The organism is Sphingobacterium sp. UBA7631 (assembly GCF_002483935.1).
GTDB classification, from domain to species: domain Bacteria; phylum Bacteroidota; class Bacteroidia; order Sphingobacteriales; family Sphingobacteriaceae; genus Sphingobacterium; species Sphingobacterium multivorum.
This window is the reverse complement of sequence record NZ_DLIX01000010.1, coordinates 206125-231865: the sequence shown is the minus strand read 5'-3', so window position 1 is coordinate 231865 and position 25741 is coordinate 206125. Positions and strand designations below refer to the sequence as shown.

At 39.4% G+C, this 25741-nt stretch carries 23 protein-coding genes and 1 pseudogene; 13 read left to right on the top strand and 11 right to left on the bottom strand.

The window, feature by feature from the left end; translation table 11 throughout:
• Positions 1-32: 32 nt before the first annotated feature.
• Together msrA and msrB are read left to right on the top strand one after the other, a co-directional pair.
• Positions 33-608, top strand: a pseudogene (msrA, locus tag B3P16_RS24270) (peptide-methionine (S)-S-oxide reductase MsrA); the annotation flags it as partial.
• 108 nt (positions 609-716) lie between these two features.
• Positions 717-1136 carry a peptide-methionine (R)-S-oxide reductase MsrB gene (msrB, locus tag B3P16_RS24265; RefSeq protein ID WP_349675893.1) on the top strand — a complete coding sequence of 140 codons (420 nt, stop codon included), beginning with the start codon at positions 717-719 and terminating at the stop codon, positions 1134-1136.
• A gap of 59 nt (positions 1137-1195) precedes the next feature.
• Here the strand turns inward: msrB and B3P16_RS17340 are convergent, their stop codons facing one another.
• The gene (locus B3P16_RS17340) at positions 1196-1951 is read right to left on the bottom strand and encodes a response regulator transcription factor (protein ID WP_112376400.1); all 756 of its coding nucleotides are present in this window, start codon (positions 1949-1951) and stop codon (positions 1196-1198) included.
• Positions 1952-2101: 150 nt separating this feature from the next.
• Between B3P16_RS17340 and B3P16_RS17335 the strand changes: the two genes are divergently transcribed.
• Both B3P16_RS17335 and B3P16_RS17330 read left to right on the top strand, forming a co-directional pair.
• Entirely contained in the window at positions 2102-2908 is an 807-nt protein-coding gene (locus B3P16_RS17335) for a DUF5694 domain-containing protein (protein ID WP_070561200.1), read from the top strand.
• Positions 2909-2994: 86 nt separating this feature from the next.
• On the top strand, positions 2995-3726 hold the full coding sequence (locus B3P16_RS17330; protein WP_236560211.1) for a DUF3667 domain-containing protein: 732 nt from the start codon (positions 2995-2997) through the stop codon (positions 3724-3726).
• Between the two features lie 45 nt (positions 3727-3771).
• Here the strand turns inward: B3P16_RS17330 and B3P16_RS17325 are convergent, their stop codons facing one another.
• From B3P16_RS17325 to B3P16_RS17315, 3 genes are all read right to left on the bottom strand, one after another.
• Positions 3772-5487, bottom strand: a complete 1716-nt coding sequence (locus tag B3P16_RS17325; protein ID WP_070561066.1) for a hypothetical protein — start codon at positions 5485-5487, stop codon at positions 3772-3774.
• 140 nt (positions 5488-5627) lie between these two features.
• Complete coding sequence (locus tag B3P16_RS17320; protein WP_286843699.1) at positions 5628-6572, bottom strand: aldo/keto reductase; 945 nt, start codon at positions 6570-6572, stop codon at positions 5628-5630.
• A 190-nt stretch (positions 6573-6762) separates the two neighbouring features.
• Positions 6763-7818 (bottom strand): NAD(P)-dependent alcohol dehydrogenase, encoded by a 1056-nt coding sequence (locus B3P16_RS17315; protein ID WP_286843698.1) that lies wholly within the window; start codon positions 7816-7818, stop codon positions 6763-6765.
• Positions 7819-8017: 199 nt separating this feature from the next.
• Here B3P16_RS17315 and B3P16_RS17310 point away from each other — a divergent pair, with 199 nt between their 5' ends.
• Positions 8018-8584 carry a YceI family protein gene (locus B3P16_RS17310; RefSeq protein WP_286752045.1) on the top strand — a complete coding sequence of 189 codons (567 nt, stop codon included), beginning with the start codon at positions 8018-8020 and terminating at the stop codon, positions 8582-8584.
• 422 nt (positions 8585-9006) lie between these two features.
• Positions 9007-9591: a hypothetical protein gene (locus tag B3P16_RS17305; RefSeq protein WP_046672834.1), complete on the top strand. Its 585-nt coding sequence runs from the start codon at positions 9007-9009 to the stop codon at positions 9589-9591.
• A 32-nt stretch (positions 9592-9623) separates the two neighbouring features.
• Here the strand turns inward: B3P16_RS17305 and arr are convergent, their stop codons facing one another.
• Together arr and B3P16_RS17295 are read right to left on the bottom strand one after the other, a co-directional pair.
• Positions 9624-10367: an NAD(+)--rifampin ADP-ribosyltransferase gene (gene arr / locus B3P16_RS17300; RefSeq protein ID WP_286843696.1), complete on the bottom strand. Its 744-nt coding sequence runs from the start codon at positions 10365-10367 to the stop codon at positions 9624-9626.
• Positions 10368-10634: 267 nt separating this feature from the next.
• Complete coding sequence (locus tag B3P16_RS17295) at positions 10635-11846, bottom strand: amidohydrolase (protein WP_286843694.1); 1212 nt, start codon at positions 11844-11846, stop codon at positions 10635-10637.
• A gap of 405 nt (positions 11847-12251) precedes the next feature.
• Between B3P16_RS17295 and B3P16_RS17290 the strand changes: the two genes are divergently transcribed.
• On the top strand, positions 12252-12896 hold the full coding sequence (locus B3P16_RS17290) for an ankyrin repeat domain-containing protein (RefSeq protein ID WP_286843693.1): 645 nt from the start codon (positions 12252-12254) through the stop codon (positions 12894-12896).
• 169 nt (positions 12897-13065) lie between these two features.
• Here the strand turns inward: B3P16_RS17290 and B3P16_RS17285 are convergent, their stop codons facing one another.
• Entirely contained in the window at positions 13066-14250 is a 1185-nt protein-coding gene (locus tag B3P16_RS17285) for a metallophosphoesterase (RefSeq protein ID WP_286752049.1), read from the bottom strand.
• A gap of 318 nt (positions 14251-14568) precedes the next feature.
• On the opposite strand from B3P16_RS17285, the gene B3P16_RS17280 reads away from it, so the two are divergent.
• From B3P16_RS17280 to B3P16_RS17265, 4 genes are all read left to right on the top strand, one after another.
• Positions 14569-15084 (top strand): DUF2975 domain-containing protein, encoded by a 516-nt coding sequence (locus tag B3P16_RS17280; protein ID WP_070561071.1) that lies wholly within the window; start codon positions 14569-14571, stop codon positions 15082-15084.
• A gap of 3 nt (positions 15085-15087) precedes the next feature.
• Complete coding sequence (locus B3P16_RS17275) at positions 15088-15294, top strand: helix-turn-helix domain-containing protein (RefSeq protein ID WP_046672837.1); 207 nt, start codon at positions 15088-15090, stop codon at positions 15292-15294.
• Positions 15295-15363: 69 nt separating this feature from the next.
• Positions 15364-16236 carry an ABC transporter ATP-binding protein gene (locus B3P16_RS17270; protein ID WP_286843692.1) on the top strand — a complete coding sequence of 291 codons (873 nt, stop codon included), beginning with the start codon at positions 15364-15366 and terminating at the stop codon, positions 16234-16236.
• Positions 16237-16238: 2 nt separating this feature from the next.
• Positions 16239-19445 (top strand): M1 family aminopeptidase, encoded by a 3207-nt coding sequence (locus B3P16_RS17265; RefSeq protein WP_286843690.1) that lies wholly within the window; start codon positions 16239-16241, stop codon positions 19443-19445.
• 73 nt (positions 19446-19518) lie between these two features.
• Here the strand turns inward: B3P16_RS17265 and B3P16_RS17260 are convergent, their stop codons facing one another.
• Positions 19519-20724, bottom strand: coding sequence for an aminotransferase class I/II-fold pyridoxal phosphate-dependent enzyme (locus B3P16_RS17260; protein WP_286843688.1), 1206 nt, complete (start codon positions 20722-20724; stop codon positions 19519-19521).
• Positions 20725-20868: 144 nt separating this feature from the next.
• On the opposite strand from B3P16_RS17260, the gene B3P16_RS17255 reads away from it, so the two are divergent.
• Positions 20869-21327 carry an Lrp/AsnC family transcriptional regulator gene (locus B3P16_RS17255; protein WP_070561076.1) on the top strand — a complete coding sequence of 153 codons (459 nt, stop codon included), beginning with the start codon at positions 20869-20871 and terminating at the stop codon, positions 21325-21327.
• Between the two features lie 6 nt (positions 21328-21333).
• Here B3P16_RS17255 and B3P16_RS17250 read toward each other — a convergent pair whose 3' ends face one another.
• Positions 21334-22356, bottom strand: coding sequence for a bestrophin family protein (locus B3P16_RS17250; RefSeq protein ID WP_046672841.1), 1023 nt, complete (start codon positions 22354-22356; stop codon positions 21334-21336).
• 266 nt (positions 22357-22622) lie between these two features.
• Here B3P16_RS17250 and B3P16_RS17245 point away from each other — a divergent pair, with 266 nt between their 5' ends.
• Positions 22623-23159 (top strand): hypothetical protein, encoded by a 537-nt coding sequence (locus B3P16_RS17245; RefSeq protein ID WP_139144872.1) that lies wholly within the window; start codon positions 22623-22625, stop codon positions 23157-23159.
• A 37-nt stretch (positions 23160-23196) separates the two neighbouring features.
• On the opposite strand, the gene B3P16_RS17240 is transcribed toward B3P16_RS17245, so the two are convergent.
• Both B3P16_RS17240 and B3P16_RS17235 read right to left on the bottom strand, forming a co-directional pair.
• Positions 23197-23766: a gluconate 2-dehydrogenase subunit 3 family protein gene (locus B3P16_RS17240; RefSeq protein WP_286843686.1), complete on the bottom strand. Its 570-nt coding sequence runs from the start codon at positions 23764-23766 to the stop codon at positions 23197-23199.
• A gap of 21 nt (positions 23767-23787) precedes the next feature.
• Positions 23788-25476: a GMC oxidoreductase gene (locus B3P16_RS17235; protein WP_286843685.1), complete on the bottom strand. Its 1689-nt coding sequence runs from the start codon at positions 25474-25476 to the stop codon at positions 23788-23790.
• Positions 25477-25741: the final 265 nt, after the last annotated feature.

The following is a 25741-nucleotide window of genomic DNA, read 5'->3' as shown; positions in this document are numbered from 1 at the left end:
AATGTTGTTTCTTTCATGTAGCAATCCATACCATGAAACACTTATTCGTCCTCCTTGCTATAGCGACCGGCTTATTTCTGATCAGCAAGGTTTGCTTTTCACAAAAAGGGAAAGACTTAAAACCGTCAACACAAAATACTATGAATACTACAAATCAAAAAGATCATGTTGTCTATTTTGCAGGAGGATGCTTCTGGGGAACTGAGCACTTCTTTAAACAAGTGCGCGGGGTCACCGCAACGGAAGTTGGCTATGCCAATGGAAACCTTCAGCACCCTTCTTATGCACAAGTTTCGACAGGAACGTCCGGGTTTGCCGAAACCGTAAAGGTAAACTTCGACCCAGCGCTTGTCGATCTAAAGCTGCTCGTAGACCTTTTCTTCAAAACAATTGACCCAACTTCACTGAATAAACAAGGCAACGATATCGGTAAGCAATACCGTACAGGCATCTATTATACCAATGCCGACGATGCTGCTGTTATCAAAGAGCAAATAGCTGCTTTAGCAAGTCAATACAAGAGCAAAATAGTGGTGGAAATAGAACCTTTACAGAATTACTATAATGCTGAAGCTTATCATCAAAAATACCTGGACAAAAACCCCGGTGGTTATTGCCATATAAGCCCTGATTTATTTGAACTTGCACGAAATGCCAACCCCGAAAAAGCGAAAGTGAACATTGAGAACAGGTATAAAAAAGCTGACAAGGAGACCTTGAAGAAGGAGTTAACTCCATTGCAATACGATGTTACACAAAACAGTGCAACAGAGCGCGCATTTGACAACGCCTATAATGACGAATTTAGGGAAGGCATTTATGTCGATATCACAACTGGAGAACCCTTATTTGTCTCAACAGATAAATTTGAATCGGGCTGTGGATGGCCAAGTTTTTCCAAACCAATTAGCGATAGCTTGATTCAAGAACACTCCGACAATTCGTACGGGATGCGCAGAACGGAAGTACGTAGCAAAACTGGTGATGCACACCTCGGCCATGTTTTTAACGATGGACCGGCAGATAAAGGTGGTCTACGCTATTGTATAAACAGTGCTTCACTTCGATTTATTCCAAAAGACAAGATGAAAGCACAGGGCTACGAGAAGTACTTACCCTTATTGGTAAAAAAATAATCTGCAGCGCCTCGGTTGAGGCGCTTGCCCTGAACATTTCAACATCCGTCAAGCCATCGTTACAATAACCTATTATTCAATGCATAAACCAATGCTTCATTCATGTTACTTACCCCCAGTTTTTCAAATAATTTTCGCCGATGAAATTTCACCGTGTCAATGGAAACGAAAATTTTTTCGGAAGTTTCATGAATGGTCAGACCGCGATGATAAAAGCGTAAAATTTCTATTTCACGTTCGGTAAGGTTAATCTTTTTTTGGGAGTTCCATTTCCCAGTCAACAGATCCAACTCCCAAACTAAGTTGGAGTGCAACTTTTCGATCGTCACGTTGCCCGAAGACACATTGGTGGATAAAGATACGATACAAATTGCCTTCCATATTTTCCCCTCTTCTGTCAAAAAAACCGGCGTCAGTTTATGATTAATCAAAATAAATTTGTTATGCGCATTTTGTATCTGAAAATCATACGATATAACGTAAAGCTTTCGTTCCTCGATGGGTATTTTTTCGTAAAAACTGAACCCCGCTTCGTTAATCGTAATGAGCATCCGGAAATCATCGGACGGAACATATTTTTGATAAAAGCCATAGCCCATTTCCATCACCTCTGTGGCTGTTAAACCAGCGAGAAACAGCGGGTTGTCTGAAACAAACTCAAAGCTTTTGGCCTGATAATCGATTAGATAGATACTCTGGTAAGTAATTCGTGAGAAAGCTTTGACAAGCTCAATATAGCCATGCGTCTGCAGGATGTCCTTTTCTGAAAGACGATCAACAGTATTTTTTTGTGAAAATAGCGCGTTAAAATCCATAACGAAATTCTAAGTTTCGAAGTTAAATAAAACTACACTCAAGTGTAGCTTTTATTTGGACAAACTGTAATACTTTTGGACAAAACAGCTAGAAAAATACAGCTAACTGAACGAAAAGCCGGAAAAAACATAAAACCATTTCTTACACAGATGCTTATTAAAACTATACAGATTCGAAATATTGGAATCGCCCTTGGGGTCTTATTTTTTGGGAACAGCTACGCACAGCAGAAAATCGAAGTTTTAAATTTTGGGACATTTCACATGAGCTATACCCCTGATGCCCATAAAGTAGAATTTGATGAAAAAGATCAAAAAAACAGAAGAGAAACTTATCATGTAGCCAAACTGTTGGCTGATTTTAAACCAACCATCATTTGCGTAGAAGTCATTTCTGAAAAAAACAAAGAATTGAACAGTGACTACAGATCTTTTATCGACGACAAAGGCCATAAAGCTAAGTTTGGTGGTGAAATAGCGTTAATCGCTTATGAAGTTGGCAAACTTGCAGGGGTAAAAACAATTTATGGAATTGATGAACAACAAACTGCAGCATATAATTACAACATTGCCAATGAACTGGAGAACCAGGTGGATACTGTAACGTATAAAAACTACATGGGAAAAATCATGAAGGAATTCACCCATATTGACCAACTCTCCATTTTAGATAAATTAAAGGTATTTAATCACAAAGAGACCCTGCAAAAATTTATCAATGTAAACGCTGATATCTTAACCTACAGTAGTACAAAAGGTAATTTTGAAGGAGCAGACGAAGCCACTAAATTTTACGGAAGAAATCTACGGATACTCTCCAATTTAAATCAGATCCCTGTCACGGCGCAAGATCGTATTTTGCTGATCACCGGTGCTACTCACGCAGCTTTTCTTGGTGAGTTTTTGCAACGGAGCCCCAAATACAAGCTTGTGGAAGTTGCTGAATACCTCCAATAAAATGGTCCGTAAAGAAAGTTTGCCTTTATAGGCTTTAAAAATGATATAGAGTACCTAACCTTAATTACCTAAAGAAAAACTTCAACATGATAACTTGCAAAAACTGCGGTACAGACATTACGTCAAAATTTTGTCCCGATTGTGGCCAACCTGCAACGCTGAAAAGAATAGATGCGCATTATATCACCCATGAAATAGAACATGTGCTTCACTTTGAACGCGGCATTCTCTATACCATTAGCGGATTGGTAACAGCGCCGGGGAAGAATGTGCAAAACTACATTTCTGAGAATCGTAGCCGGCTGGTCAAACCTATTATTTTTGTTATTGTAACCTCTTTAGTGTACTCAATTATTGCCCACTTTTTCCATACTGAAGAACGGTATATGCAGTCAATCGACAGCCATGGTATTGAAAGTAAACTCATCATCACGACCCACATCTTCCGATGGCTACAAGATCATTATGGTTATGCTAACATTATCATGGGATTCTTTATCGCCCTTTGGACTAAATTATTCTTTAAAAAATACGGCTATAATCTTTTTGAAATCATCATCTTATTATGTTTTATTATGGGGATGGCGATGTTAATTTATGCTTTTTTTGCAATAATTGATGGTATAACCCACCAGCGTTTTATCTTATACGCAACATTGGTAACCTTTGCATATTACTCCTGGGCCATGGGACAGTTTTTTGATAAGACTAAAAAGATCAGCTATTTCAAAGCATTTGCCGCTTTAATAATAGGCTTTATCTCCTATTTGATCGTCATAATGTTCATTGGTATTACCCTGGATATACTTATAAGATAGCCATATTGTAACGAACGCAGCCTTGTGTATCAAAAATCACCGTGATCAATTGATGCGATAAATAGGATAAAGAAGATGTGACTCTTCATAGTAAGGTGAATGTTTGTATATCCAATCCAGCTGCGCACTACTACTCGCAGCAAGTTTAGGGTTGTTCATCTTCTCGCGTTCAAAGGCAGCTCTTAAATCTTTATTCTCTTTTAGAAGTTTGGCTGCTGTATCTTCAAAAACATATGCTGAATAATATTCTTTCTGTCCTAAGATCGCATCAAAGAAATTCCAATTAAAATAAGAGTCTATTGCTTCAGGTTCTAAAGTTTCCAGCAAGAACTTTACACCGTCCTGATTCAAGGGGACTAAATAATCACCAGCACGAAAGTTTACCTTATTGGATTCCCGGAGGAGGCTGGTATCAAAATGTAAATAATGCCCTTCATAAGGACTTGAAGTTGTCTTGAAATCCTTAATTCGATACTGTTCCACCGCTATTACCGTATCTTGTTTTAGCGGAATCATTTTGATCTGATTGAGTGTTAGCAAGTTAACAATTTCCCATTCAGACTGCGGAATGACATAATACGATGGAATAGTTACTTCTTTTGTCGGAACATAGGTATTATATAACTTAACTTGTTTTGAAAACTTAGCGTTTCTATCATACCACAATCTATCTTTCGAGGAGACATCGCTCGGCTTATATTTTGCCTCGAAGCCCTTAAAGTCCAGTGGTTCATATTTCGATGAATCAAGCTTCCATGCTATGGCATATTTATCCCCTATTTGATATTGCTTGAGGTTTTCAGTTCTTTTTTGTTTAATCTCCTTATAATGCTGTTCCATAAAATCCAGATTACAACGCATATAATCATAAGTCGCTTTGACACGTTCTTGATAAGGTTTCAACATATGTGTTTCCACCACGGTTCCGATGACATTAAATAGACTGGTGTAACCTGTTGCATATCTTGGCGAATCCATAAAAGTTGGAAAACCACCATCAGGTACATCGTTGTGGATGTTAACATAGGGAACAGACATAAACCCTTTCTCCTGGAGATCTTTCAGTAAGGTTTTTTGCATGTTGTTATTAAAATAATTACCTAAAAGGTTTCCCAGACGTTCTTTGTTTGTTGAGATATAAGTAAAAGTGTACTGATAATCGGCCCCATTGCTCACATGATTATCGATAAAAACATCCGGCTTGACCCAGTGGAAAATCTGCTGAAAACTGCGCGAGTTTTTAGTGTCTGTCTTAATAAAATCCCTATTTAAGTCATAATGCCTTGCATTTCCACGAAAGCCATACTCTTCAGGGCCATTTTGGTTAGCTCGGGAAAAGCTCCCACGATTTAACATCCCACTGACATTGTAACTCGCGAGCGCAACAACGATAACATTTTGAGGTGCCTTTACCTTTCCTGTCGCCAAATCCCGCATGAGCATCATAGTGGCATCAATACCATCGGGTTCTCCGGGATGAATACCGTTGTTGACCAATAAAATACACTTCCCTTTCCTAGCGACTTCCAGTGTCTTTCCAAACGGATTAAATACGACCACATCTATTGGTTTATTGTTATCGTCTTCTCCCTTTGTTTCATAATGAATTGATGTATATTTCTCCGCCAATTCCTGATAGTAGGCCCGCATTTCTTCAAATGTTGTGGATTGATTACCATTGCCCCGTTCATAAGGTGTAGGCATTTGCGCATAACTTCTGCCAAAAAGCATAAAAGAAAATAATATCAGGAACCGTTTCATAAGATCAATTTAGCGTCCAATTTACGATAAACTTGTTAAAATACATAAGCTATCTCCACCGTCTATCAAGAACGACTTCTCAATAAAAACAAAATCCCTCAGAAATGTAGGGATTTTGTGATTGCTCTTTTACCGGTATTTTAATTGCTGACCTCGTTTAATAATTCGATATCTTCTGTATCCAACTTAAGAGCCGGCGCCGCACATAGCGTATCCAATTGACGCTCACTTGTGGCACTCACAATGGGAGCGGTAATCAGCGGTTTAGCCAACAACCATGCTAATGCTACAGTAGCCTGTTTTGTCTCATGCTTCTCGGAGATAGCATCGAGCGCTTTCAGGACAGCTTTACCTTTAGCATCAAAATATTTTTTGATCCCACCGCCCCTTGCCGTTTTATCAAAGTCAGTTTCAGTACGGTATTTACCGGTCAAGAAACCTGCTGCAAGCGACCAATATGGAAATACACTCAACCCATACTTCTCGACCAAGCCCGCATAATCTGTTTCAAAACCTGCGCGCTCTACCAAATTGTAATGCGGTTGCAACGCAACATATTTGGGAAGACCGTTTTTCTCTGCTACATCAAAGCTTTCCGTTAAACGCGCTGGCGATAGATTGGAAGCGGCGATATAACGTACCTTGCCTGCCTCTATTAAGTCCGCATAAGCCGACAACGTCTCTTCCACGGGGGTTATGTTATCGTCAAAGTGGGTATAGTATAGATCTATATGATCTACTCCCAACCGTCGTAATGATTCATCAGCCGATTTCAAGATATGTTTCCTTGAGATATCATATCCGTGTTCCTTGGTCTCCGATCCGACTTTTGTTGCAATTACTATATTTTGACGGTTACCACGGCTTTTTAACCATTTTCCAATAATTTCTTCGGACTGCCCTCCGGTTCCATTTACCCACCACGAATAGGTGTCTGCCGTATCAATAAAATTAAACCCTGCTCCTACAAATTTATCTAGCATTTCAAACGATTGCTGCTCATTTAATGTCCAGCCAAAAACATTCCCACCAAAATTAATTGGAGCTATCTGCAAATCTGTGTGCTTTATTTCTACCTTCTTCATTGAAATTATCTATTTTATTGTTCCTTTAAATAAAAAAATAGCTATGCCTTTCCAGCTGAAAAGCTCAAGCTAAAGTTACGGTATCCATCTTGAATCATGTCAGCATTCTTCAAATCCAATTGTCAAAACGCGTAAAGATTTTATTGCGATTAAAAAAATAGGTCGGCTCTTTAACCGACCTGTTCTTGGATTACTTTTCAATAGACGACATGTCGATTACGAAACGATATTTTACATCACTATCCAATACCCTTTGATAAGCCTCATTTACATAGTCGATATCAATCATTTCTGTTTCGGGTAGAATATTATGTTCAGCACAAAAATCAAGCATATCTTGAGTTTCCTGTATTCCCCCAATGCTGGAAGCCGTTAGAATCTTATTTCCCCCCATAATTGAGCGTCCATTGATTTCCATGGGCGCAGCTGGAATCCCCACACAAATATAAACTCCCTTTGTTTTCAATAATGCAAGATAGAGGTTATAATCATGCGGTGCCGATACGGTATCAATAATAAAATCAAAATACGATGAGAATTCTTTTATTTCATCTGCCTCATGCGTATTTAAGAACTTGTGTGCGCCAAGTAGAGCCGCATCCTCCTTCTTACGTGGAGAATGGCTTATCATTGTGACTTCTGCTCCCATTGCTACTGCAATTTTAACAGCCATATGTCCCAATCCACCTAAGCCCAACACACCAACTTTATGTCCTTTGCTAATATTCCATCTTTTTAATGGCGAATAGGTGGTGATTCCAGCACAGAGTAGCGGTGCCACCTTTTTAATATCCAACGATTCCGGCACATGCAGCACAAAGTCCGCATCCGCAACAATATTATTGCTATAACCACCAAAAGTATAGCTGTGATCATGCATCACATCCTTGCTGTTGTAAGTCCAGACGGTCTTCTTTTCTGAACAGAACTGTTGTTGGTCTGACTTACAGTTATCGCATTCGCCACAGGAAGCCACCATACAACCCACACCTGCCAGATCGCCTTTTTTAAACTTAGTCACTCCACTACCAACGGCACTTATCCGACCGACAATTTCGTGCCCGGGAACAATTGGGTACTGTGTACCACCCCACTCGTCATGTACTTGATGAATATCGGAGTGACAGATCCCGCTGTATAAGATATCTATTAAAACATCGTTTGCACCAAGCTCCCTCCTTTCAAACTCCAAGTATTCAAGTGGAGAACTGCTGTCTTTCGCCGCATAACCTTTCGACTTAATCATATTATCTTTTTTTATAGACCACAATTTGGATGCGAAGATATCTCCGATCCCCTTTTTATATTGTACTAAGTTAGCGGGTATTGATGACGAATAGAGCAAGGCAAATACAATATTGACACTCCGCAAACAAAAAAACAAGTTTAAACATAGAAATATCCGCACAAGACCATGTATATTTGAGTTCATATAAATCATTTCAATGAAAAGAACCAGTCTAACGCTAGCAATTATTTGCTTAACATCAATGGCCTTCGCCCAAAAGATAAGCTACAAAGTGAACACGCAAAATTCGACAATCAAATGGAATGCTAAAAAAGTTGTCGGAGGACATGTGGGAACAATCAATATACAAGAAGGAACGGTACAGACAGAAAAAGGGAAAATTACCGGCGGTGGTTTTACCATAGATATGAATTCCATGGCTTGTACTGATGCACCTAAATTGACCGGGCACCTAAAAAATGAAGATTTCTTCAATGTGCCTACCTATCCCAACAGTAAATTTGTCATCAGTAAGGTTGATAATAGCAAAGGCAATCCAATCATAACAGGCAATCTGACGATCAAGAATAAAACAAAATCGATCTCCTTTCCAGCAAAAGTCACCACAACTGCAGATGGGCTTTCCGCTGAAGCTATCGGAGTCAAAGTAAATCGACTGGACTTTGATATACAGTATCGTTCAGCAAGCTTTTTCTCCGACTTAGGCAATCGCGCTATCGATGATGAATTCACCTTAGATATCCTACTTAAGGCTGTAAAATAAAAACTACTAGAGCCATTTGTTAATACAGATGGCTCTTCCTTCATTGCATTGTACCGAGAATCGATATGATCTAATCAAAATGGTTTGAATAGGAAACTCCCCTGCAGGGACTGTTGACTTAGGTCATCGTTTTGCTTTTCGCAACTATTGCCGGTCATCCCGATTGATTATGACGTGATCCCAACACGGCCTATTATCAATACATCTAGTTGGTTTAATGTACGCATGCCTATATAGAGAACCTTAGGTGCAGGTATTTATCCCTCCTCAACATAGCGCGTCCGCGCATTTCTACAGCAGCAAACAAAGACTCCGTTAAATTAGATTTGATTCAAATTGCACTTAGTAACCGATAAGATTGACGAAAGTAAAGTTTTAAAATTATCTTTAAACTCCCAAAAGTAAGGTTAGACAAATTATATATGGAGAAAATAAAAACTTTTCAACAGCACGAGCTTAATAGAATTAGAAAAAATTGGAGTGACAGTGGCCTCGCATTTGAAAAGTTGGGAAGATCTTCTAACATAGCAGATTATTCGGATCGCGAGATCAATGAAATGCTTCTCGGCGTATATAAAGACAGTAAACATCTTATGGTCGATGAAGGCTACTTTATCGATCTCACCCAAGCCCGTAAAGCCAGCTGTATTTTGGTTGATGTATCCTATTCAAGACGTATCAAACCTGCTCCAAACAGCGTCCTTAGTCTTCAGGATATCCGTAATTTTTATATTGAAGATTATTTCATAGAAACGGAAGAAGCATTTTCCAATAGATACAAACATAAGATAACCGGTTATTTAAAAAAGATCGGCGGTATCAGTTTGGGCAAAGGGCAATACAATGACCTGTATTCTATTCCGAACGATTTCAAAACTTTTTTCGGCGATACGCCAGCCGATCTGTTCTATCCGATCCAACGTTATATCAATGGTTTATTTTTTGACGACGATTATCGAATTTCAGCCTTCGAAGTTATCAGCAAGATTGTTATCAGTAAGACATAACTCCGATTGCCGGAGCAGGCACTCGTGATTTCTTAATTGATAATGTCGCCGCCACTCTCGTCTAGTTTATCACGAAATTTTTCAAGTTCCTGAGTGCCGGGTTTTGCCCAATCAGCAACTTCACCAATAATTTTTAATGGAAATTCAGATCGATAGGAACGTGTCGGATTTCCGGGGAATTTCTGATCCGTCAGGTTGGGATCATGCTCATAATCACCGGTAGGTTCAACAATAAATACGCGCTCGCTACGCTCGCCTTTTGCGAGTGCCGCTGCAAGTCCAGCCCCATTCATCAAGCCTGTAAAATAAATGTGGTTCATTTTTAAGTCAGCTTGATAGTTGGAATTGAAGCCTGGAACCAATAAATCGCCGATTTGCGCATCTGCTTTTGTCCCATGATAAAAAGGTCCCTTATCAAAGGGGATATTTTTATAAGAAGAGGCCAGCCGAGCATACTCACTTGCCATTGCTTCTTCTCCTAACCCTGTGTAACAGGCGCAAATCTTCAAATACAATCCGGGTAATGCACTAGTCGTCCGGTCATCGTTGATTACCAATGCATGCTCTAAGGCTATGTGTAGCCATTTCAGACCATCAGACAGCGATTTCTGTTGCCGCGATACAAAATAAGCCGCAAAAAACTTTTCATGGTCATCACTTGCCTCCCGATAACCTTGCATAAAAAATGACAGTGATTCTTCCGCTCTACCGCTTTCTTCCAGTTGTATTCCTTTTAGACAAAGTTTGACAACTTCATTAAATGGTGAAAATTCCATCGTATAAATTATTTTTTATCCAACATACATTATTCTCGCCTCAATTACAAATGACCACTCCTAAAAACATCTGTTCTACAGCAAGGCCTTAGACGTGAAAAGCCAGTTATGAGGATAACCGGCTCTTCAACAAAATTGTTCTCTTAAATTCAATATTTCTCCACGCAATAACGTACAATTGGTTGGGCATTTAGGAAACGACACATTGCTGGAATCCCGAAGGCAGTTAGCGTTCGGAACGCAATTATTATCCGATAGTAGCGTACTTTAGAACACAATATTGCCTTTGTGGATCAATGAAGTCACCGGTGAAATCCGAGAAACTGCTTCAGCAGAACAACTTGCCTCAACAAACACCATGCTGGCTTCATCGCCCACTTTCGGCCATTGTTGATTTCCATTATTATCCAAAGGCAATTTGTAACGTGTGGCGAAAGCGAGTGTTCTGGATAAGCCGAATTCTGTTCCATAGCCATACAGCTCAGCAATTAGATTCGCTTTCTGGAGCATGTTTCCCGAACCAAAGGTATTCCAGTGATCCTGAATATTGTCATTTCCAATCAAAACTTCCACACCATATTTTCGAAGTGTCGGAATAGGCATAATCATATTGCCAAAAGGCACTGAGGAGACGATTCCCACGCCCGCCTCGGCAAGACGCGCCGCAATTTTTTCGACTTCGACATTTGCGAGGCGGCTAAGTGCAAAAGCGTGGCTAACAAAAGCTTTTCCTTTTAATTGGGGGTTTTCCAATGTTCGGTCGATCAAAAAGTCGATTGTCTTTAGACCACTTTCTCCCATTTCATGGAGATGTATGTCAACTCCCTTATCGTTATCAAGCGCCAACCGGGTAATCTGCTCCATACTTTTTTCAATACTTCCGTCCAAAGAGTACGGATCTACTCCACCGATGAAACTAACAGCATCCAGTTTCGCAACATCCTTCAAAATGGGTAAGGTATCCGTATAATAGAGACCATGCTGTGGAAAAGCAACCAGCTCCGCGTCTACCGTGTGTTTTTTTGATGCAAGCGCCTTTTCTAAATTTGTTAGCGATCTTAGTCCAGATGTTGGATCAACATTGAAATGCGAACGAATAAAATTAGTTCCGTATGCCTGCAGAAAATTCAGCATTTTGCCCGTTCTTTCGACCGAGGTGCTTAACCATTCAGGAATCATCTTTTGCTCATACGCGATCATATCTTTTACGGTATGCCGCGTGGGAGATACTGCTTCCCATGGCAAACCAAACAACATTTTATCCAAATGGGCATGCATATCCTTAAAGGCCGGCAACATCAAATGTCCTTTTGCATCGATTCCATTGGCATTTGGGGTATTTGGTTTGATTCCTTTGATCTTACCCGCTTCAACTTCTACACAGCATAAAGCGGTATTTGTACTTATTACTTCCTCTCCATCAAACTCGAATCCCGTCTCAAGCCGTACGTTTTTTAAAATATATGTTTTAGCTTTCATATTTCTTTTGATCATATTCTTTTTTCTAAAATTTACTAGACAATGGAAACGGTATTATTTTTTCCGCATTTATGACTTAGTATGACCAAAACAAAGGTCGCGATGATTTTTCTGGATGTTTTGCAGAATACATCTCGAAGCTTGAACAATTTATCACAACGCAAACTTTGACTTAACATTGTATGTGAGCAGGAGCTACACGAGTACACTTTCAGCCTGTGTTTGACCAATAATAGCGACATTTAAGATCCACGCTTGTAATAAATTGTCCAACAGATGGAATGAAAACCACATTGTAAAAACAGCCCTATCTCCTATTTTTGTACTAGACGTCAAACTTATTCGACAGTTTATCGAAAATTACAGCATAATAGAATGATGAAAACAACTTTAATACTCCTGATCATGATGAGCATAACAAGTTCGTGCCGATCGGCATTAACAGAAAACTCCTATACTGAAAATTCGTCCCAGGAAGAGATTATTCAATTGGTCATCAAAAATGACCTGCAGGGAGTAAGAAGAGCACTCGAAAGTAAAGCCAACGTAAACAGCAAAGATGCGAACAAACGTACTCTTCTACTTATCGCTACAAACAATGGAGCTCTTGAAATGGCCAAATTATTGGTAGAATATGGCGCCGATGTCAACATTCAGGCTGATAATATGGATAGCCCATTTTTATACGCGGGAGCAAGTGGGCAAGTTGAACTCGTCAAGCTTTTCTTAGATCACGGTGCTCGCTTTGATTTATTTAATCGATATAATGGCACAGCTTTAATACCGGCATGTGAACGTGGACATGTAGAAACGGTAAGATTATTGGCCAATACTAAAAATTTTCCGTTAGATCATGTCAATCGCTTAGGATGGACCGCTTTGATGGAAGGAATTATACTCGGTGACGGAAGCAAAAAATATCAGGAAATCGTTCAGATTCTAAAAGATGCCGGAGCAAAATTAGATATTCCGGACTTCAATTGCACAAGCCCGTTGCAACACGCACAACAAAGAGGCTTCAATGAAATTGTTAAGATACTAACATTATAAATATCAAGGTTCATCTTCCATTAAATGGTCAAATTTAAATAAAATTTCAGTAAGGATCTCACCATGCTGCAGATCAGTGTATGTTTCACCAATTGAAGGAAATGAACCTTATCGATTTGAAATGAACCTTATCGATTAATAGATGAGTGTTGTATCTCATACCGAAATATCAGGCAACGCTTTTCCGTAATGTAATAACTGTAATTTCCGGCCAAACACCTATCCGCCCCTTTAGGCCATGAAAACCAAAACCACGGTTGACATAAAGATATTTTCCCTGTTTTTGATAAAGTCCAGCCCACTGTTTATAAAAATACTGAATTGGACTCCATTTTAACCCAAATAGTTCTATCCCAAACTGCATACCATGTGTATGACCAGCCAGCGTTAAATGGACATGTTGATCATAGTCCAAAGTAACATGATCCCAATGTGAAGGATCATGAGACATTAAAATTTTAAACGTATCTTTTTCTAATCCAAGAGTTGCCTTAGCCAAATCGCCATATTGATGAAACCCTCCTTTTCCCCAATTTTCAACACCAATTAACGAGATACGCTCGCCTTGCTTTTCTATAGCTATCGATTCGTTTAGCAACAATTTAAACCCCATTTCATGATGAATTTCCTTGAGCCTATTCAAATTTAAGGCTTTTGATTCCATGCTTTCCCATTGCACATAATCCCCATAGTCGTGATTTCCAAGGACAGAAAACTTTCCCGAAGGAGCTTCTAATCGATTGAAGTCTGAAACCCAGGGTTCCATTTCGGAAGCCTTATTATTGACTAGATCGCCCGTAAACAATAACAGATCACTGTTTTGTGCATTGGCCAATTCGATACCTTTACGTACTCTTTTGATATCAGATAAACTCCCTGAATGAATATCCGACAGCTGTGTAATTTTAAAACCGTCGAACGCCGCAGGTAGATCAGGAAAAGTCAAGACTTCCTCACGCACTTTATAAAAATAACGACCTTTCGTTAAACCGAAAAAAATAACCAACAGCATGGCTCCCGCCAAAAACAATACAATTTCACTCAAAAATAGACTTCGTGGAGGAAAGGAACTAAAAATACGCATAAGATCTTCAACAAATAAAAAGGGCACTGCAAGCAATTTTGGGATGAAAACAATTAAAAATGCTGTGATCAGACTTGTGGCGGTCTGCTGGACATCATAACCCGTTCTCCGTAAAAAAATTAAAATAAAAACACCCAAAAACAGCAGAATATCAATCCCCCAATACATGTTGTGCCAAATTGAACCATGAATAACCGTACTAAACGCCTGAAAAAAATAGATATCCCCCAAAACGAATAGGAATATTATCAGTAAGAGTCTCTTTGCCATAGTGATTAAAGTATTGATTTTAAATCACTAATGATATGCCAAAAGATATTTTTTAACTTTTACAGCCCTTATCCTCTTAAATAGTGATGTCTATGTGACAATCGCATCGCTGTTGGCAGGGATCGATATAAGGGTTGTACGATCGATCTAAATTCCTGTCAATATGTCGCACTAGCCTCCACATTCTCGCAGGCGCCAAAGTCAATGTAAGTGTTTGAGCATCCTATCATTTCTCTATAAATATTCTATTTTAATAAATAATTACCGTATAACGGTAATTATTTATATATTTACAGTATCAAACCAAATTATTACATAATGAACCGGACAAAAATAATCGGCAGAATCTTATTCTATATAACTTCACTTTTAGGGAGCTTATATTTAATCATAACCCTGTATGCCTTGATATGCCTGCTGACAGGCTGGAACACAGCATCCTATGGCAATGGAATGTTTCTTCATATCAACTATCCATTTACCATAACGCCCTTGATGAATGTGGATAATAACGTATCGTACAAAGTATTTTCATTCTTACTACCCCTGTCATTCTATACCATCTTTTTTCTCTTGTCTGCGCAAATATTTAAATTGTTTACCCGAAGGAAGCTATTTACCAAATTCCACCTGCTTATACTCAAACGGTATTACAGGTTAAATATATTGCTACCAATCGTCTGCACGGCTATTGCTGCAGTATTTGTTACAGTCGAAGGGGGTATTGCCATACTCATTGCTGTACATTTCATTTTAGGCATTTTTGTTTTTTTCCTCGCGGAAATCTTCCGGCAAGGCCTCCATTTACAGGATGAACAAGATTTATATATCTAGTACATGGCTATTGTTGTAAATATAGATGTAATGCTGGCCAAACGAAAAATGCAAAGCAAAGAACTTGCAGAACAAATCGGCATTACACAAGGTAATCTTTCGGTATTAAAAACGGGAAAGGCAAAAGGAATACGTTTCGAAACGCTACAAGCGATATGCACTGTATTGGAGTGTCAACCAGGTGATATATTGGAATTCGTGCCAGATTAGCGCATAAAACCATGACATTAAATATTAATAGGGCCCAGATCGCGATGTGGGTATAAAGACAAGTCTGTTATGAACCAGTTAAAAATCCAGAATCTTTCGAAAACGTATCCTAACGGGGTGAAAGCAATTACGGGACTTTCATTACATATCGGTCAGGGCATGTTTGGACTGCTAGGTCCAAATGGAGCTGGAAAATCGACATTAATGAAGATCATTGCCGGCTTAGAACAGGCAGATACCGGTTCCATCGTATTGAATGATGTCAATATTTTAAATGAGCCCTCTTTTATAAAAAAACAGCTCGGTTACCTACCGCAAGATTTTGGAGTATATCCGCATCTGTCGGCTTATCAACTCATGCATCATCTTGCCGTACTTAAAGGAATTAAAAAAGAGGGACGAAAAGAACATATATTAGATTTGCTCGCACGTGTAAATCTTTACGAATTCCGTGACAAAGAAGTTCACAATTTTTCGGGAGGAATGCGGCAACGTTTTGGTATTGCGCAGGCGATGTTGGGTTCGCCTCAAATTATCATTGTAGACGAACCCACAGCGGGCCTCGATCCGCAAGAGCGCAATCGTTTCAACAATCTACTTAGTGAAATCGGGGAACAGATGATAGTGATCCTTTCAACACATCTAGTGGAAGATGTGCGAAGCCTCTGTGCTCAAATGGCCATTATCAATAACGGAAGTTTGATGGTCAATGGCGCACCCAACGACTTTTTAAAATCGTTGGAAGGCCGTATTTGGGCAAAAACGATTGACAAGAATGAATTACGTTATTTTAACGAAAATTTTCCCACCTTATCGGCCCAATTACATGGGGGGCGTCTAGACATCCATATTTATGCCACAAAAAGCCCAGGGAATGGTTTTGAGCAAATTAAACCTGATCTTGAAGATGTCTATTTCACACATTTATCTCAAATTGTATAGCCATGTTTATCGACTACTTTCTACTGGAAGTCAGCTTTTACTTTCCAAAAAAATGGTTTCTGGCACTATTATGCTGTTTTTTTGCATTTGGTTATTGGGTTAGTGTCATAGCTTCTTTTTCATTTGCCGGTGTTTACGCCAATTCTCCCTTTGTGTTAACTTACACCATAGGATTAGTATCGCTATTGAATATCTTTACTATCGTTATTTTTTCATCACAAATATTTTTACGTGAAATAGATGCACGATTTTCATCACTCCTGTATACAACCCCGGTCAATAAAAATATTTTTCAACTGAGTCGTTTTGTGCTGGTGTTTCTGATCACGGCCCTTACATTTCTATTCTTTATCCTTGGGCTGATGCTCGGTCATGCTTCACAAGGAGATGAACATGAGAAATTTATGCCATTCCGTATGCTCAACTACCTACAGCCCTATATACTACTCGTCCTTCCAAATATTTTTTTCTGCACCGCAACTGTTAGTGCAATTGCTTGGACCAGCCGTAGTAAAATGCTTGTTTTTCTTTCGGGAGTTTTCATTTATATCCTATACTTCGCTGTCTCTTTATTTTCGAATTCGCCATTATTTGCCAACGCATCCCCCGTTTCCTCCGAGACCATGAGCCGGATGGCCATAGTCGACCCTTTTGGTCTGGCTGCTTTCTTTGAACAATGTCAGTCATGGAGCCCAGCTTTGAAAAACTCGACATTGCTCCAGCTCAAAGGAAATTTTTTGATAAACCGGATTGGTCTACTTGTATTTTCATCTGCATTGACGTTACTTGCGATCCGTCGAGCACGTTTTCATTGCACGACAAAAAAGAATATAAAACCGCCGCTGCAAAAGGCTGGAAACCAGCCAATCCTTCCTAGGGGACAAATAAGCATATCCGAAAAAGGTTGGCTTTATGATTGGCATACGCTTTATAGCTTTCTAAAGATTGACCTTCGAGCCCTACTAAAAGGTTTACCCTTTGTCGTTGTCATTGCGCTATGGTTGTTTTTTCTAGGTATGGAAATATACAGTAACATCGATGCAGGAATGCGCCTACCACAACGCTATGCCAGCACGGGATTAATGGTTCGGAACATCATCAATAGCTTTCCTCTTTTTTTACTTTCCGTCCTATCTTTTTATGGCATGGAAACAGTCTGGAGATCTCGAAGTACGCGGATATATGTACTCGAAGACAGCACTCCAGTACAAGTAACAGTTGTCATGCTGGCCAAGTGGATCTCGTTGTGCTGTATTGCATTATTACTTATTACAATAAGCATTCTGCAATGCATGGTTCTTCAACTTATATTCCAATATCCAAAAATTGAATGGAATCTATATCTAAGTCTTTTTTATATCCTTGGAGTCCCATCTCTACTGTATGCTTCAGTTATTATCAGTATACAGACTATTGTGGGACTAAAATATCCAGCATTACTTTTGACAGTCTTGTTTTTTGCATTGACCAATTCCTTTATTGGTACCATGCTTGGCATAGAGCATCCACTTTTCCGTTTTGCAAAATCACCCTTAAACTATAGCGGCGACATGAATGGGTTTGGCGCCTATCTGCATGCATTTGGCTTTAAAATGATCTACTGGACTTCCTTTTCGGCCCTTATCGCTATTGGCACAACGCTCACCCGGCAAAAGGCAAGATCTTTTTCAGTAAACTTAAAATCGCATTCAAAGTTAAAGGTCTTCGCTGTGTTAATGGTTGCTGTCTTGTTGATTTCAGGCCATTTCATCTATCAGCGAACTCAAGTCGGCAATTCAGCAGCGGAAATCGATTGGATGCAACATTATGAACAGAAATACAGGCACTATCAGCATATTCCCCAGCCAACGATCGTTTCGGTCAAAACCGAAATAGATCTTTATCCGACGTCAAATGAATATATCATTAGTGGCCTATATAAGCTAGTCAATAAATCAGCCGCTCCGCTGGATAGTCTATTACTTTACACGGATCCTCCTATGGAATTAGCACATGTCAACATAGACCGCGCCGTACAAAAAGCTACCGACAGCACCTATGGTCACCACCGATTTAAACTAACAAGCCCCTTCATGCCTGGAGATTCTATTACAATGGAATTTACAATAAAATACAAATGGACACCGTTCAATCGTCACGATCCCATGAATGCTATCTTAGCTAATGGTTCTTTTATGCGTATCAGTCGCTATTACCCCATATTTGGTTATCAGCACCAAAATGAAATAGAAGACCCACTTGAGCGTAAAAAGCGAGCGCTGGGAAAAGCAAGCGCTTTAAAAAAGTTAGAACAGCCTGATGCTCTTCCCTACGACTATGGATATGTCGACCTTGAAACAATTATTTCGAGTGACAGTGACCAAACCTGTATCGCGACTGGAGAATTTATCAGAAAATGGCAAAAAGGAAATCGAAACTTTTTTCACTATAAATCAACAGGACCAATTCCCTTCCGTTTCGGAATATCATCAGCTGTATATATGGTTGAAAAATCCTCTTACGACAATATATCCATCGAGGTATATTATGACAGCAAACACGCGGAGAATGTTAAACAACTTATAAACGACTCAAAGCAAACTTTAGCCTATTGTCAAAACAACTTTGGAAAATATCCATTTAAAAGCATACGTTTCGTCGAAATATCTGGATTTGTTAGTGGATTTAACGCGACGGCTTATCCCGGTATGATTTTTATGAATGAGAACATGACCTTTCATTCAGATCTACGTCGCGAAAAAACAAGAGACGTCATTAATGAACTTGCCGGCCATGAGTTATCGCACCAATGGTGGGGTAACAGTCAAATTGACCCCGATGACCGGAGAGAAGGCGCTACAATGCTAACAGAAACGCTCGCTATGTATACCGAATTAATGTGTTATAAACACAAACATGGTCCCGAAGGAGTAAAGAAAATGGTCAAAATGTATCAAGATCTTTATGACATTGGAAAAGCAAACAGTGTAGACGAAGCTTTAATGAGAGTATCCCCTGGAAATACAAACGTTGCCTATTATAAAGGCCTTTTAGCCATGTATCAATTACATGAATTGATAGGTGAACAAAAAATAAATACTGCTTTGAGGACTTTTTTACAGCACTATGCCTTTCCACATCGACCGCCCACAAGTGAGGACCTAATTCATGAATTTCTCAGGATCAGCGAACCAGCATTGCACAAGAACATCCGTAAACTATTTTTGTAGAAAATGTCGAAACAGTTTACGGATCCTCTCTGTCGTCGTGAACTTTTTATTCAACTAATGGCGATTATCCGCATTATTGTAGAATCCCAATCTTTTGCATGCATGCTCTCATTTTTTGATAAGTGCGCTCAATGTCTTGATCTAGGCCAATGGAAAACCTGATCAATCCATCGGAAATACCCATCTTTAAGCGCTCTTCTTCAGGAATTTCTGATGACGTAGAACTACCTGAACAGGAGAATAGCGTCTTATAGAATCCTAGGCTGACGGCTAAATACCCTAAATTTTCAGCCTGCATCATTTCCATTAATTCATTGGCTTTTTCAGTGGTTTCCACATCAACTGTCATTAAGCCTCCAAAACCATAGGTCTCATGCATCATACTTTTCATTAATTCATGATCTCGATGCGAATGTAAGCCCGGATAAGATACCTTTAGTCCATCTTTCTCAAACCGTTCGGCAAGATACATCGCATTATAGCTATGTTGTCTCATCCGTATATGAAGTGTTCTTAAATTTTTCAATATACTCGCCGAACGTAAGCTGTCCATCGTTGGTCCCAATAACATACAGGTCCCTGTGTTCACATTTTTCGTTTCATTAATAAACTCCTGACTTCCACAATAAACCCCACCTACTGTATCACTACTGCCATTGATAAATTTCGTTAGACTATGGATGACAATGTCTGCTCCCAAAAGTATCGGCGATATAGACAACGGAGAAAACGTATTGTCGACAATCAGTTTTAGCTTGTGTTTTTTACAGATGGCTGAAAGTTTTCTTAAGTCAGCCACATGCAATAAAGGGTTGCTCACGCTTTCGCAATACAGCACCTTTGTATTAGGTCTTATCGATCTTTCGATTTCGTGGGCATCATTAATATCCAAAAATGTTGTCTCAATCTGGAGAGGTGGGAGAAAATTTTTGAGAAAGGCATAAGTTCCACCGTAGATCGTCCTACTGGAAATAATATGGTCGCCGCTTTTACATAACTGTAAAAGAACTGTTGTGATCGCTCCCATACCCGAAGATGTTACATTGGCCGCAGCGGTATTCTCCATTTTTGCTAAAGCTTGCGCCAAATACAAATTCATTGGCGAGGAATGTCTTGAATAGAGATAACAGCCTTCTGCATTCCCTTCAAATGTGTCGAACATTTTTTTAGCGGAAAGAAAGGTATAGGTAGAGCTGTCTGAAATTGACGGATTCACACCTCCAAACTCGCCAAAGTATTGCAAATCTTGAATTTCATTTGCTGCATTAAAATTATCCATATTTTTATCTTTAAAATTGAGATATTTTAGATTATATCACAAGTATTTTTATCTATATTAGAATATAAATCTATTATATCAACAATAATTAGTTAAAACATCTGAACACTTTAAAAACTGATACCAAACACAAAAAAATAATCTATGCACTTTGACGAAATTGACCTTAAGTTATTGCGTTTTCTCCAAGAAGATGCGAAACAAACGACCAAAGAACTGTCCTACAAGCTGAACTTGTCCGTAACAGCAGTCTATGAGAGAGTCCGCAAGCTCGAAAATACGGGAATTATCGCAGGCTATGTCGCCATACTTGATAAAAAGAAGATAGCAAAAGATTTCCTCGTATTATGCCACGTAAAATTAACACAGCACAAAAAGGAGTATATCTTACAGTTTGAAAAAGAGGTCATGAACCTTCAAGAGGTAACCGAGTGTTTTCACGTGAGTGGTGACTACGACTATATCCTCAAGATTTGTGTCAAGGACATGGCAGACTATCGCAGCTTCATGTTAACAAAACTAACTAGCTTACAGCACATTGCAAGCACCCACAGTTCCTTTATGATCGCTGAGGTAAAAAATACATTGGTAATAGATCTGTAAGAAGTTCTAAACCAACACACCGTTTTTGGATGCAATAGCTTCCGGAAGATCCTCATCTCCCACCATCTGCAATAAATCAATTTCAATGGTCCTACAAATGGAAAGCATCGGTACATCAAACATCAGACCTCCAAAAGGATTTTCGGTATAATCGCCGACCAATTCCATCACAATATAAATCCATCCTATGACCACACAAAAAGGAATACTGGTCCAGATACCCCAGTCCCCTAATTTCGCAAATTCATTCACGAGGCCCAAAGGAAGTAGAATGATTAAAATAACATTGAAGACAAAGGCTGTACTGGCAAACTGCCTAGGTGATGGAAATTTTTTGATCCTTTCTGCCTGTCCTTGATAATCGTAAAATTGATTCAGGCAATTCTGCAGTTGCGTTTGGTTAAAATCCGAAATAATCTGATCATTTTTCAACGCATTCACTTCTTTTGCTTGTTTAGAAATCAAATAAGTCGCAAAATTTTTATATTCACTCTGCAACTTAAACTCCTCCGCAGAAAGATATTTACGCAAAAAAATCGAAGTTCTACTATAATCTGGAAAGCCAGCCTTTATCAACCTGTTCCGCTTCACATTCATTGAACCAAAATGTTTTTTCATGCTGATATGCTCCCACTCTGTCGGGACCAACAACTGCTCACGAAAAGTATAGAGCCAGGCAATGTGACGATAGGCGATTCTTTTCCTCCGTTCCTCCAAATCGGTATGATCACCGTCTTGGGTATCAAAAGCATATAACATAGCCGTGAACGAACGACTTGAATTGACAATTCCACCCCAGATTTTTCGGGCTTCCCAAAGCCTGTCATAGGCTTGATTATTTTTAAAACCAACGTAAAAAGATTCGGCCGTTCCGATTAATGCCAATGGCACCCACGGAATTATCATCCACTGCCAATTGAAAAAATAATAAATGACCGCCACCAAAGAACACCAAAGCGTCAGCCATATTAAATGTGCGCCCGCTAAATTAAATATTTGTCGATAGTTGAAATACTTGGTTGTGATCATAAAAAGTAAATATCTTCCTTTATTAAAAACGCTATGAAAGTACAATTTAAATTGTAACTGTCCAATACTTCAAATTGTTTTCGGCATAACGATATTTGATCAACTAATTTCAGCGCGATAGATAGGTCCAACAACTACAACAACATTACCATCATTCCAGTACTGATTAATAAAACAAGTATAAAGAACTATTGTATTTTTTTATGTATTTGATTAATTTTAATCTTACGGATAAAAACAATTGCCAAAGATATAACAAAGATACGATGAAGATAAAAGCACTAACATTAAATATAGGTCTTTTCCTTTTTGCGGCAACGACTTTCGCGCAGAATAAAGCCGACTTAAAATCATTGTTAAATAAAAACAGTGAATTTGTATTTCCACAGACAGTGGATAAAATTGCTGCTACATTGAATGTGAAAACAGAATTCTATGAAGATGCCAACGAAGAAAAGTATGCAAAATGGATCACAAAATCCGGTTTAGAACTTTATAGCAATTATGGGGCTGATAAATCCGTCAATGAACTATTTTTTGATATACCAGAAGACAAGTTTTTGATTGTCGAAGGATTACCTTTTGATCTGGCGATCAATAAAACAACAGTCAAAGAGGCTCTTTCAAAATTCAGCCAACACCATGTCAAAAAGCAAAAACTTGATGCGGGAAGCTCGTTTCCGGGCGGTACCAGACTGACGATGAAAACAGGGACACATTTTACCACTCTACTTTTCGATAGCAAAAATTTGTTAAAGTTCATAGGCTTGACAACCTCTTTAATTGACCCCGCTGCCAATTAAGGACAAGGGGTCAATATTAAATTTATACGATTTTTAGCTAGGTTGCCCAGGCATGGTCACCCTTTTGATAAGGGAAATCGCCATCATATTTCCCTGGGATTTTCACATAACGGAATACTTCCGTGGCTCCCAATTTTGAGCTAAAAAATGTAAGGAGAGTAAGCTGTTTAAACAGTGTGAAAAAATGAGGTAGATCGTTAGCGGATTTCTTTTCGTCATAATCCTGCGCTTCCTTGTCCAAAATATCGACAAAGGCCGTTTGGTCTTTCTTTTCGAGTTGCTGAAAATTGCGTCCAAATTCTTTCTTGGCACGTTCGTCAATTCCGGCTGTTCCAGCCAGAAAGACCTGCTGTTCTTCAGGTTTATAGCAGTCTCGCACCAGAATGGGAATCTCAGAACCTACACCAGCTTCCTTCGCCCCCGGTGTAGTGGTTTTAGGAAGAATGGCCTCAGCGAGATCACCCAAAAAATCGATTGATTTTGAATCAAAGAGCATTTCTATATCTTTCGAAGCAGACCTTTGGCATCCTTCCAAAAATAATGAAGCACCAATAACTGTTCCGCCCATGAGCATGGCTACACGTTGTATTGCTTCTCGTCTATTCATAACTATTACATCATAAAATAATTAAAGATTCCCTTTTTTTAATTCATTTACAGCAAAATCTACTGCCCTAGCTGTAAATGCCATATAGGTAAGCGATGGATTCACACAGGAAGAAGAAGTCATAAAGGCCCCATCTGTCACAAAAACATTTTTAGCATCCCATACTTGGTTAAATTTGTTTAATACCGAGGTTTTCGGATCATTTCCCATTCGTGCTGTTCCCATTTCATGAATTCCCTGTCCCATACTAAACCCGTTATCGTAGGTTGTTACGTCTTTGACACCGATAGATTCTAACATTTCCTTCATTTCATTGCTTGCATCAACCCTTATTTTCCGCTCGTTATCCTTAATCTCAGCGTCTATTGCCAATACGGGAAGTCCCCATTTATCTTTTACCGATGAATCCAATAGGACTTTATTTTCGTGATATGGGAGTATTTCACCAAACGCGCTGAAACCCACTCCCCAGCTGCCCGGCTCGGCGATAGCATCTTTCCAAGCGCCGCCCACGCTCTTATTATCGACCTTACCCGACCATTGTCCCCTCGAAGCCCCACCCTGATAGCCAAAACCACGGACGTAATCTCTCCTCTTGGTATCGCCGGCAATATTGGCAAATCGGGGCACATATAATCCATTGGCCCGTCGTCCAAAAATATATTTATCCTCAAATCCCTCTACTCTTCCCCCAGCCCCACTATTTAACATGTGATCCATTAGGTTATGTCCCAGTTCACCACTACTGCTTCCAAGCCCACCCTCCCATACATTGGTAGCGGAATTCATTAATACCCAGGTGGAATTTAACGTTGAAGCACATACAAAGACGATTTTAGCAAAATACTCATAGGTTTGATTCGTCTCCGCATCAACAATTTCTACTCCTTTAGCTTTCTGGGTATCACGATCGTAAATAATACTCTTTACAATTGAAAATGGCCGTAAGGTAAGGTTCCCTGTCTTCACTGCTGCAGGCAATGTTGCAGATTGTGTGCTAAAGTAAGCGCCGAAATTGCAACCCAACCAACATTTATTTTGGTATTGGCAATTAACACGGCCATGGTGGGGCACTGTTATGTTGGCTACCCGGCCAATTATAAAATGTCGTTTTCCCTGATAATGCGATTTTAAGCGTGCGGCAAGGTCTTTTTCCACGATATTCATGTCCATGGGTGGCATAAATTCACCATCAGGCAACACCGCTATACCGTCTCTATTACCCGAAATGCCGGCAAATTTTTCAACGTGACTATACCAAGGTGCTATTTCTTTATAACGTACGGGCCAGTCAATGCCATGTCCGTCTCTGCTATTTGCTTCAAAATCAACATCCGACCAACGATAACTCTGCCGTCCCCACATAAGCGAACGCCCGCCAACGTGATAACCCCGGAACCAATTAAAGGGTTTTATCTCCTTATACGGACTCTCTGTCTCATTAGTCCAAAAGTCGATGTTCCCTTCATTCATCCATTGATTTTTAATTCCAAAAGGTAGGTAGTGCTGGGCGCGATCCAATGGCACCCGGCCCCGATGCGGAAAATCCCATGGATCTTTATTGGGTGATGGGTAATCTTTGATATGCTCAATATTGCGTCCTCTTTCTAACATTATGGTTTTAAGTCCACGCTCTGTTAGCTCCTTGGCTGCCCAGCCACCTGTGATCCCAGACCCGATGACAATTGCATCATAAACATTATTTGCCATTTATTTATAATTGGTTTATTGGGTTATTACTCGAGGGGAAATTTCCCGCTCAAATCAAGTCTTCTCCACAATCAAGCGCCACACTGGTGCCTGATAGCTTTACTTGTTTAGACGAGACATTCTTATATCATTTGGAAAGCGTAAGAATGGATCGTCTAGACAAGTTTAAGGTTTTTTTTTGATTTTATTGCAACCGGTTGCAAATTTTTGTAATATTGTATTAAACAAGCAGGTAGCTTGGATAACCAAATTATAATAGTATAAA

Excerpts from the sequence above, each read along its gene's own strand:
- B3P16_RS17275 (WP_046672837.1), top strand. The coding sequence starts at position 15,088 with ATGGCTATTGTTGTAAATATAGATGTAATGCTGGCCAAACGAAAAATG.
- B3P16_RS17290 (WP_286843693.1), top strand. The coding sequence starts at position 12,252 with ATGATGAGCATAACAAGTTCGTGCCGATCGGCATTAACAGAAAACTCC.
- B3P16_RS17310 (WP_286752045.1), top strand. The coding sequence starts at position 8,018 with ATGAAAAGAACCAGTCTAACGCTAGCAATTATTTGCTTAACATCAATG.
- B3P16_RS17280 (WP_070561071.1), top strand. The coding sequence starts at position 14,569 with ATGAACCGGACAAAAATAATCGGCAGAATCTTATTCTATATAACTTCA.
- B3P16_RS17335 (WP_070561200.1), top strand. The coding sequence starts at position 2,102 with ATGCTTATTAAAACTATACAGATTCGAAATATTGGAATCGCCCTTGGG.
- B3P16_RS17270 (WP_286843692.1), top strand. The coding sequence starts at position 15,364 with ATGAACCAGTTAAAAATCCAGAATCTTTCGAAAACGTATCCTAACGGG.
- B3P16_RS17245 (WP_139144872.1), top strand. The coding sequence starts at position 22,623 with ATGAAGATAAAAGCACTAACATTAAATATAGGTCTTTTCCTTTTTGCG.
- B3P16_RS17235 (WP_286843685.1), bottom strand. The coding sequence starts at position 25,476 with ATGGCAAATAATGTTTATGATGCAATTGTCATCGGGTCTGGGATCACA.
- B3P16_RS17265 (WP_286843690.1), top strand. The coding sequence starts at position 16,239 with ATGTTTATCGACTACTTTCTACTGGAAGTCAGCTTTTACTTTCCAAAA.
- arr (WP_286843696.1), bottom strand. The coding sequence starts at position 10,367 with ATGGAATTTTCACCATTTAATGAAGTTGTCAAACTTTGTCTAAAAGGA.
- B3P16_RS17295 (WP_286843694.1), bottom strand. The coding sequence starts at position 11,846 with ATGAAAGCTAAAACATATATTTTAAAAAACGTACGGCTTGAGACGGGA.
- B3P16_RS17315 (WP_286843698.1), bottom strand. The coding sequence starts at position 7,818 with ATGATTAAGTCGAAAGGTTATGCGGCGAAAGACAGCAGTTCTCCACTT.
- B3P16_RS17340 (WP_112376400.1), bottom strand. The coding sequence starts at position 1,951 with ATGGATTTTAACGCGCTATTTTCACAAAAAAATACTGTTGATCGTCTT.
- B3P16_RS17320 (WP_286843699.1), bottom strand. The coding sequence starts at position 6,572 with ATGAAGAAGGTAGAAATAAAGCACACAGATTTGCAGATAGCTCCAATT.
- B3P16_RS17325 (WP_070561066.1), bottom strand. The coding sequence starts at position 5,487 with ATGAAACGGTTCCTGATATTATTTTCTTTTATGCTTTTTGGCAGAAGT.
- B3P16_RS17305 (WP_046672834.1), top strand. The coding sequence starts at position 9,007 with ATGGAGAAAATAAAAACTTTTCAACAGCACGAGCTTAATAGAATTAGA.
- B3P16_RS17330 (WP_236560211.1), top strand. The coding sequence starts at position 2,995 with ATGATAACTTGCAAAAACTGCGGTACAGACATTACGTCAAAATTTTGT.
- B3P16_RS17250 (WP_046672841.1), bottom strand. The coding sequence starts at position 22,356 with ATGATCACAACCAAGTATTTCAACTATCGACAAATATTTAATTTAGCG.
- B3P16_RS17285 (WP_286752049.1), bottom strand. The coding sequence starts at position 14,250 with ATGGCAAAGAGACTCTTACTGATAATATTCCTATTCGTTTTGGGGGAT.
- B3P16_RS17260 (WP_286843688.1), bottom strand. The coding sequence starts at position 20,724 with ATGGATAATTTTAATGCAGCAAATGAAATTCAAGATTTGCAATACTTT.
- B3P16_RS17255 (WP_070561076.1), top strand. The coding sequence starts at position 20,869 with ATGCACTTTGACGAAATTGACCTTAAGTTATTGCGTTTTCTCCAAGAA.
- B3P16_RS17240 (WP_286843686.1), bottom strand. The coding sequence starts at position 23,766 with ATGAATAGACGAGAAGCAATACAACGTGTAGCCATGCTCATGGGCGGA.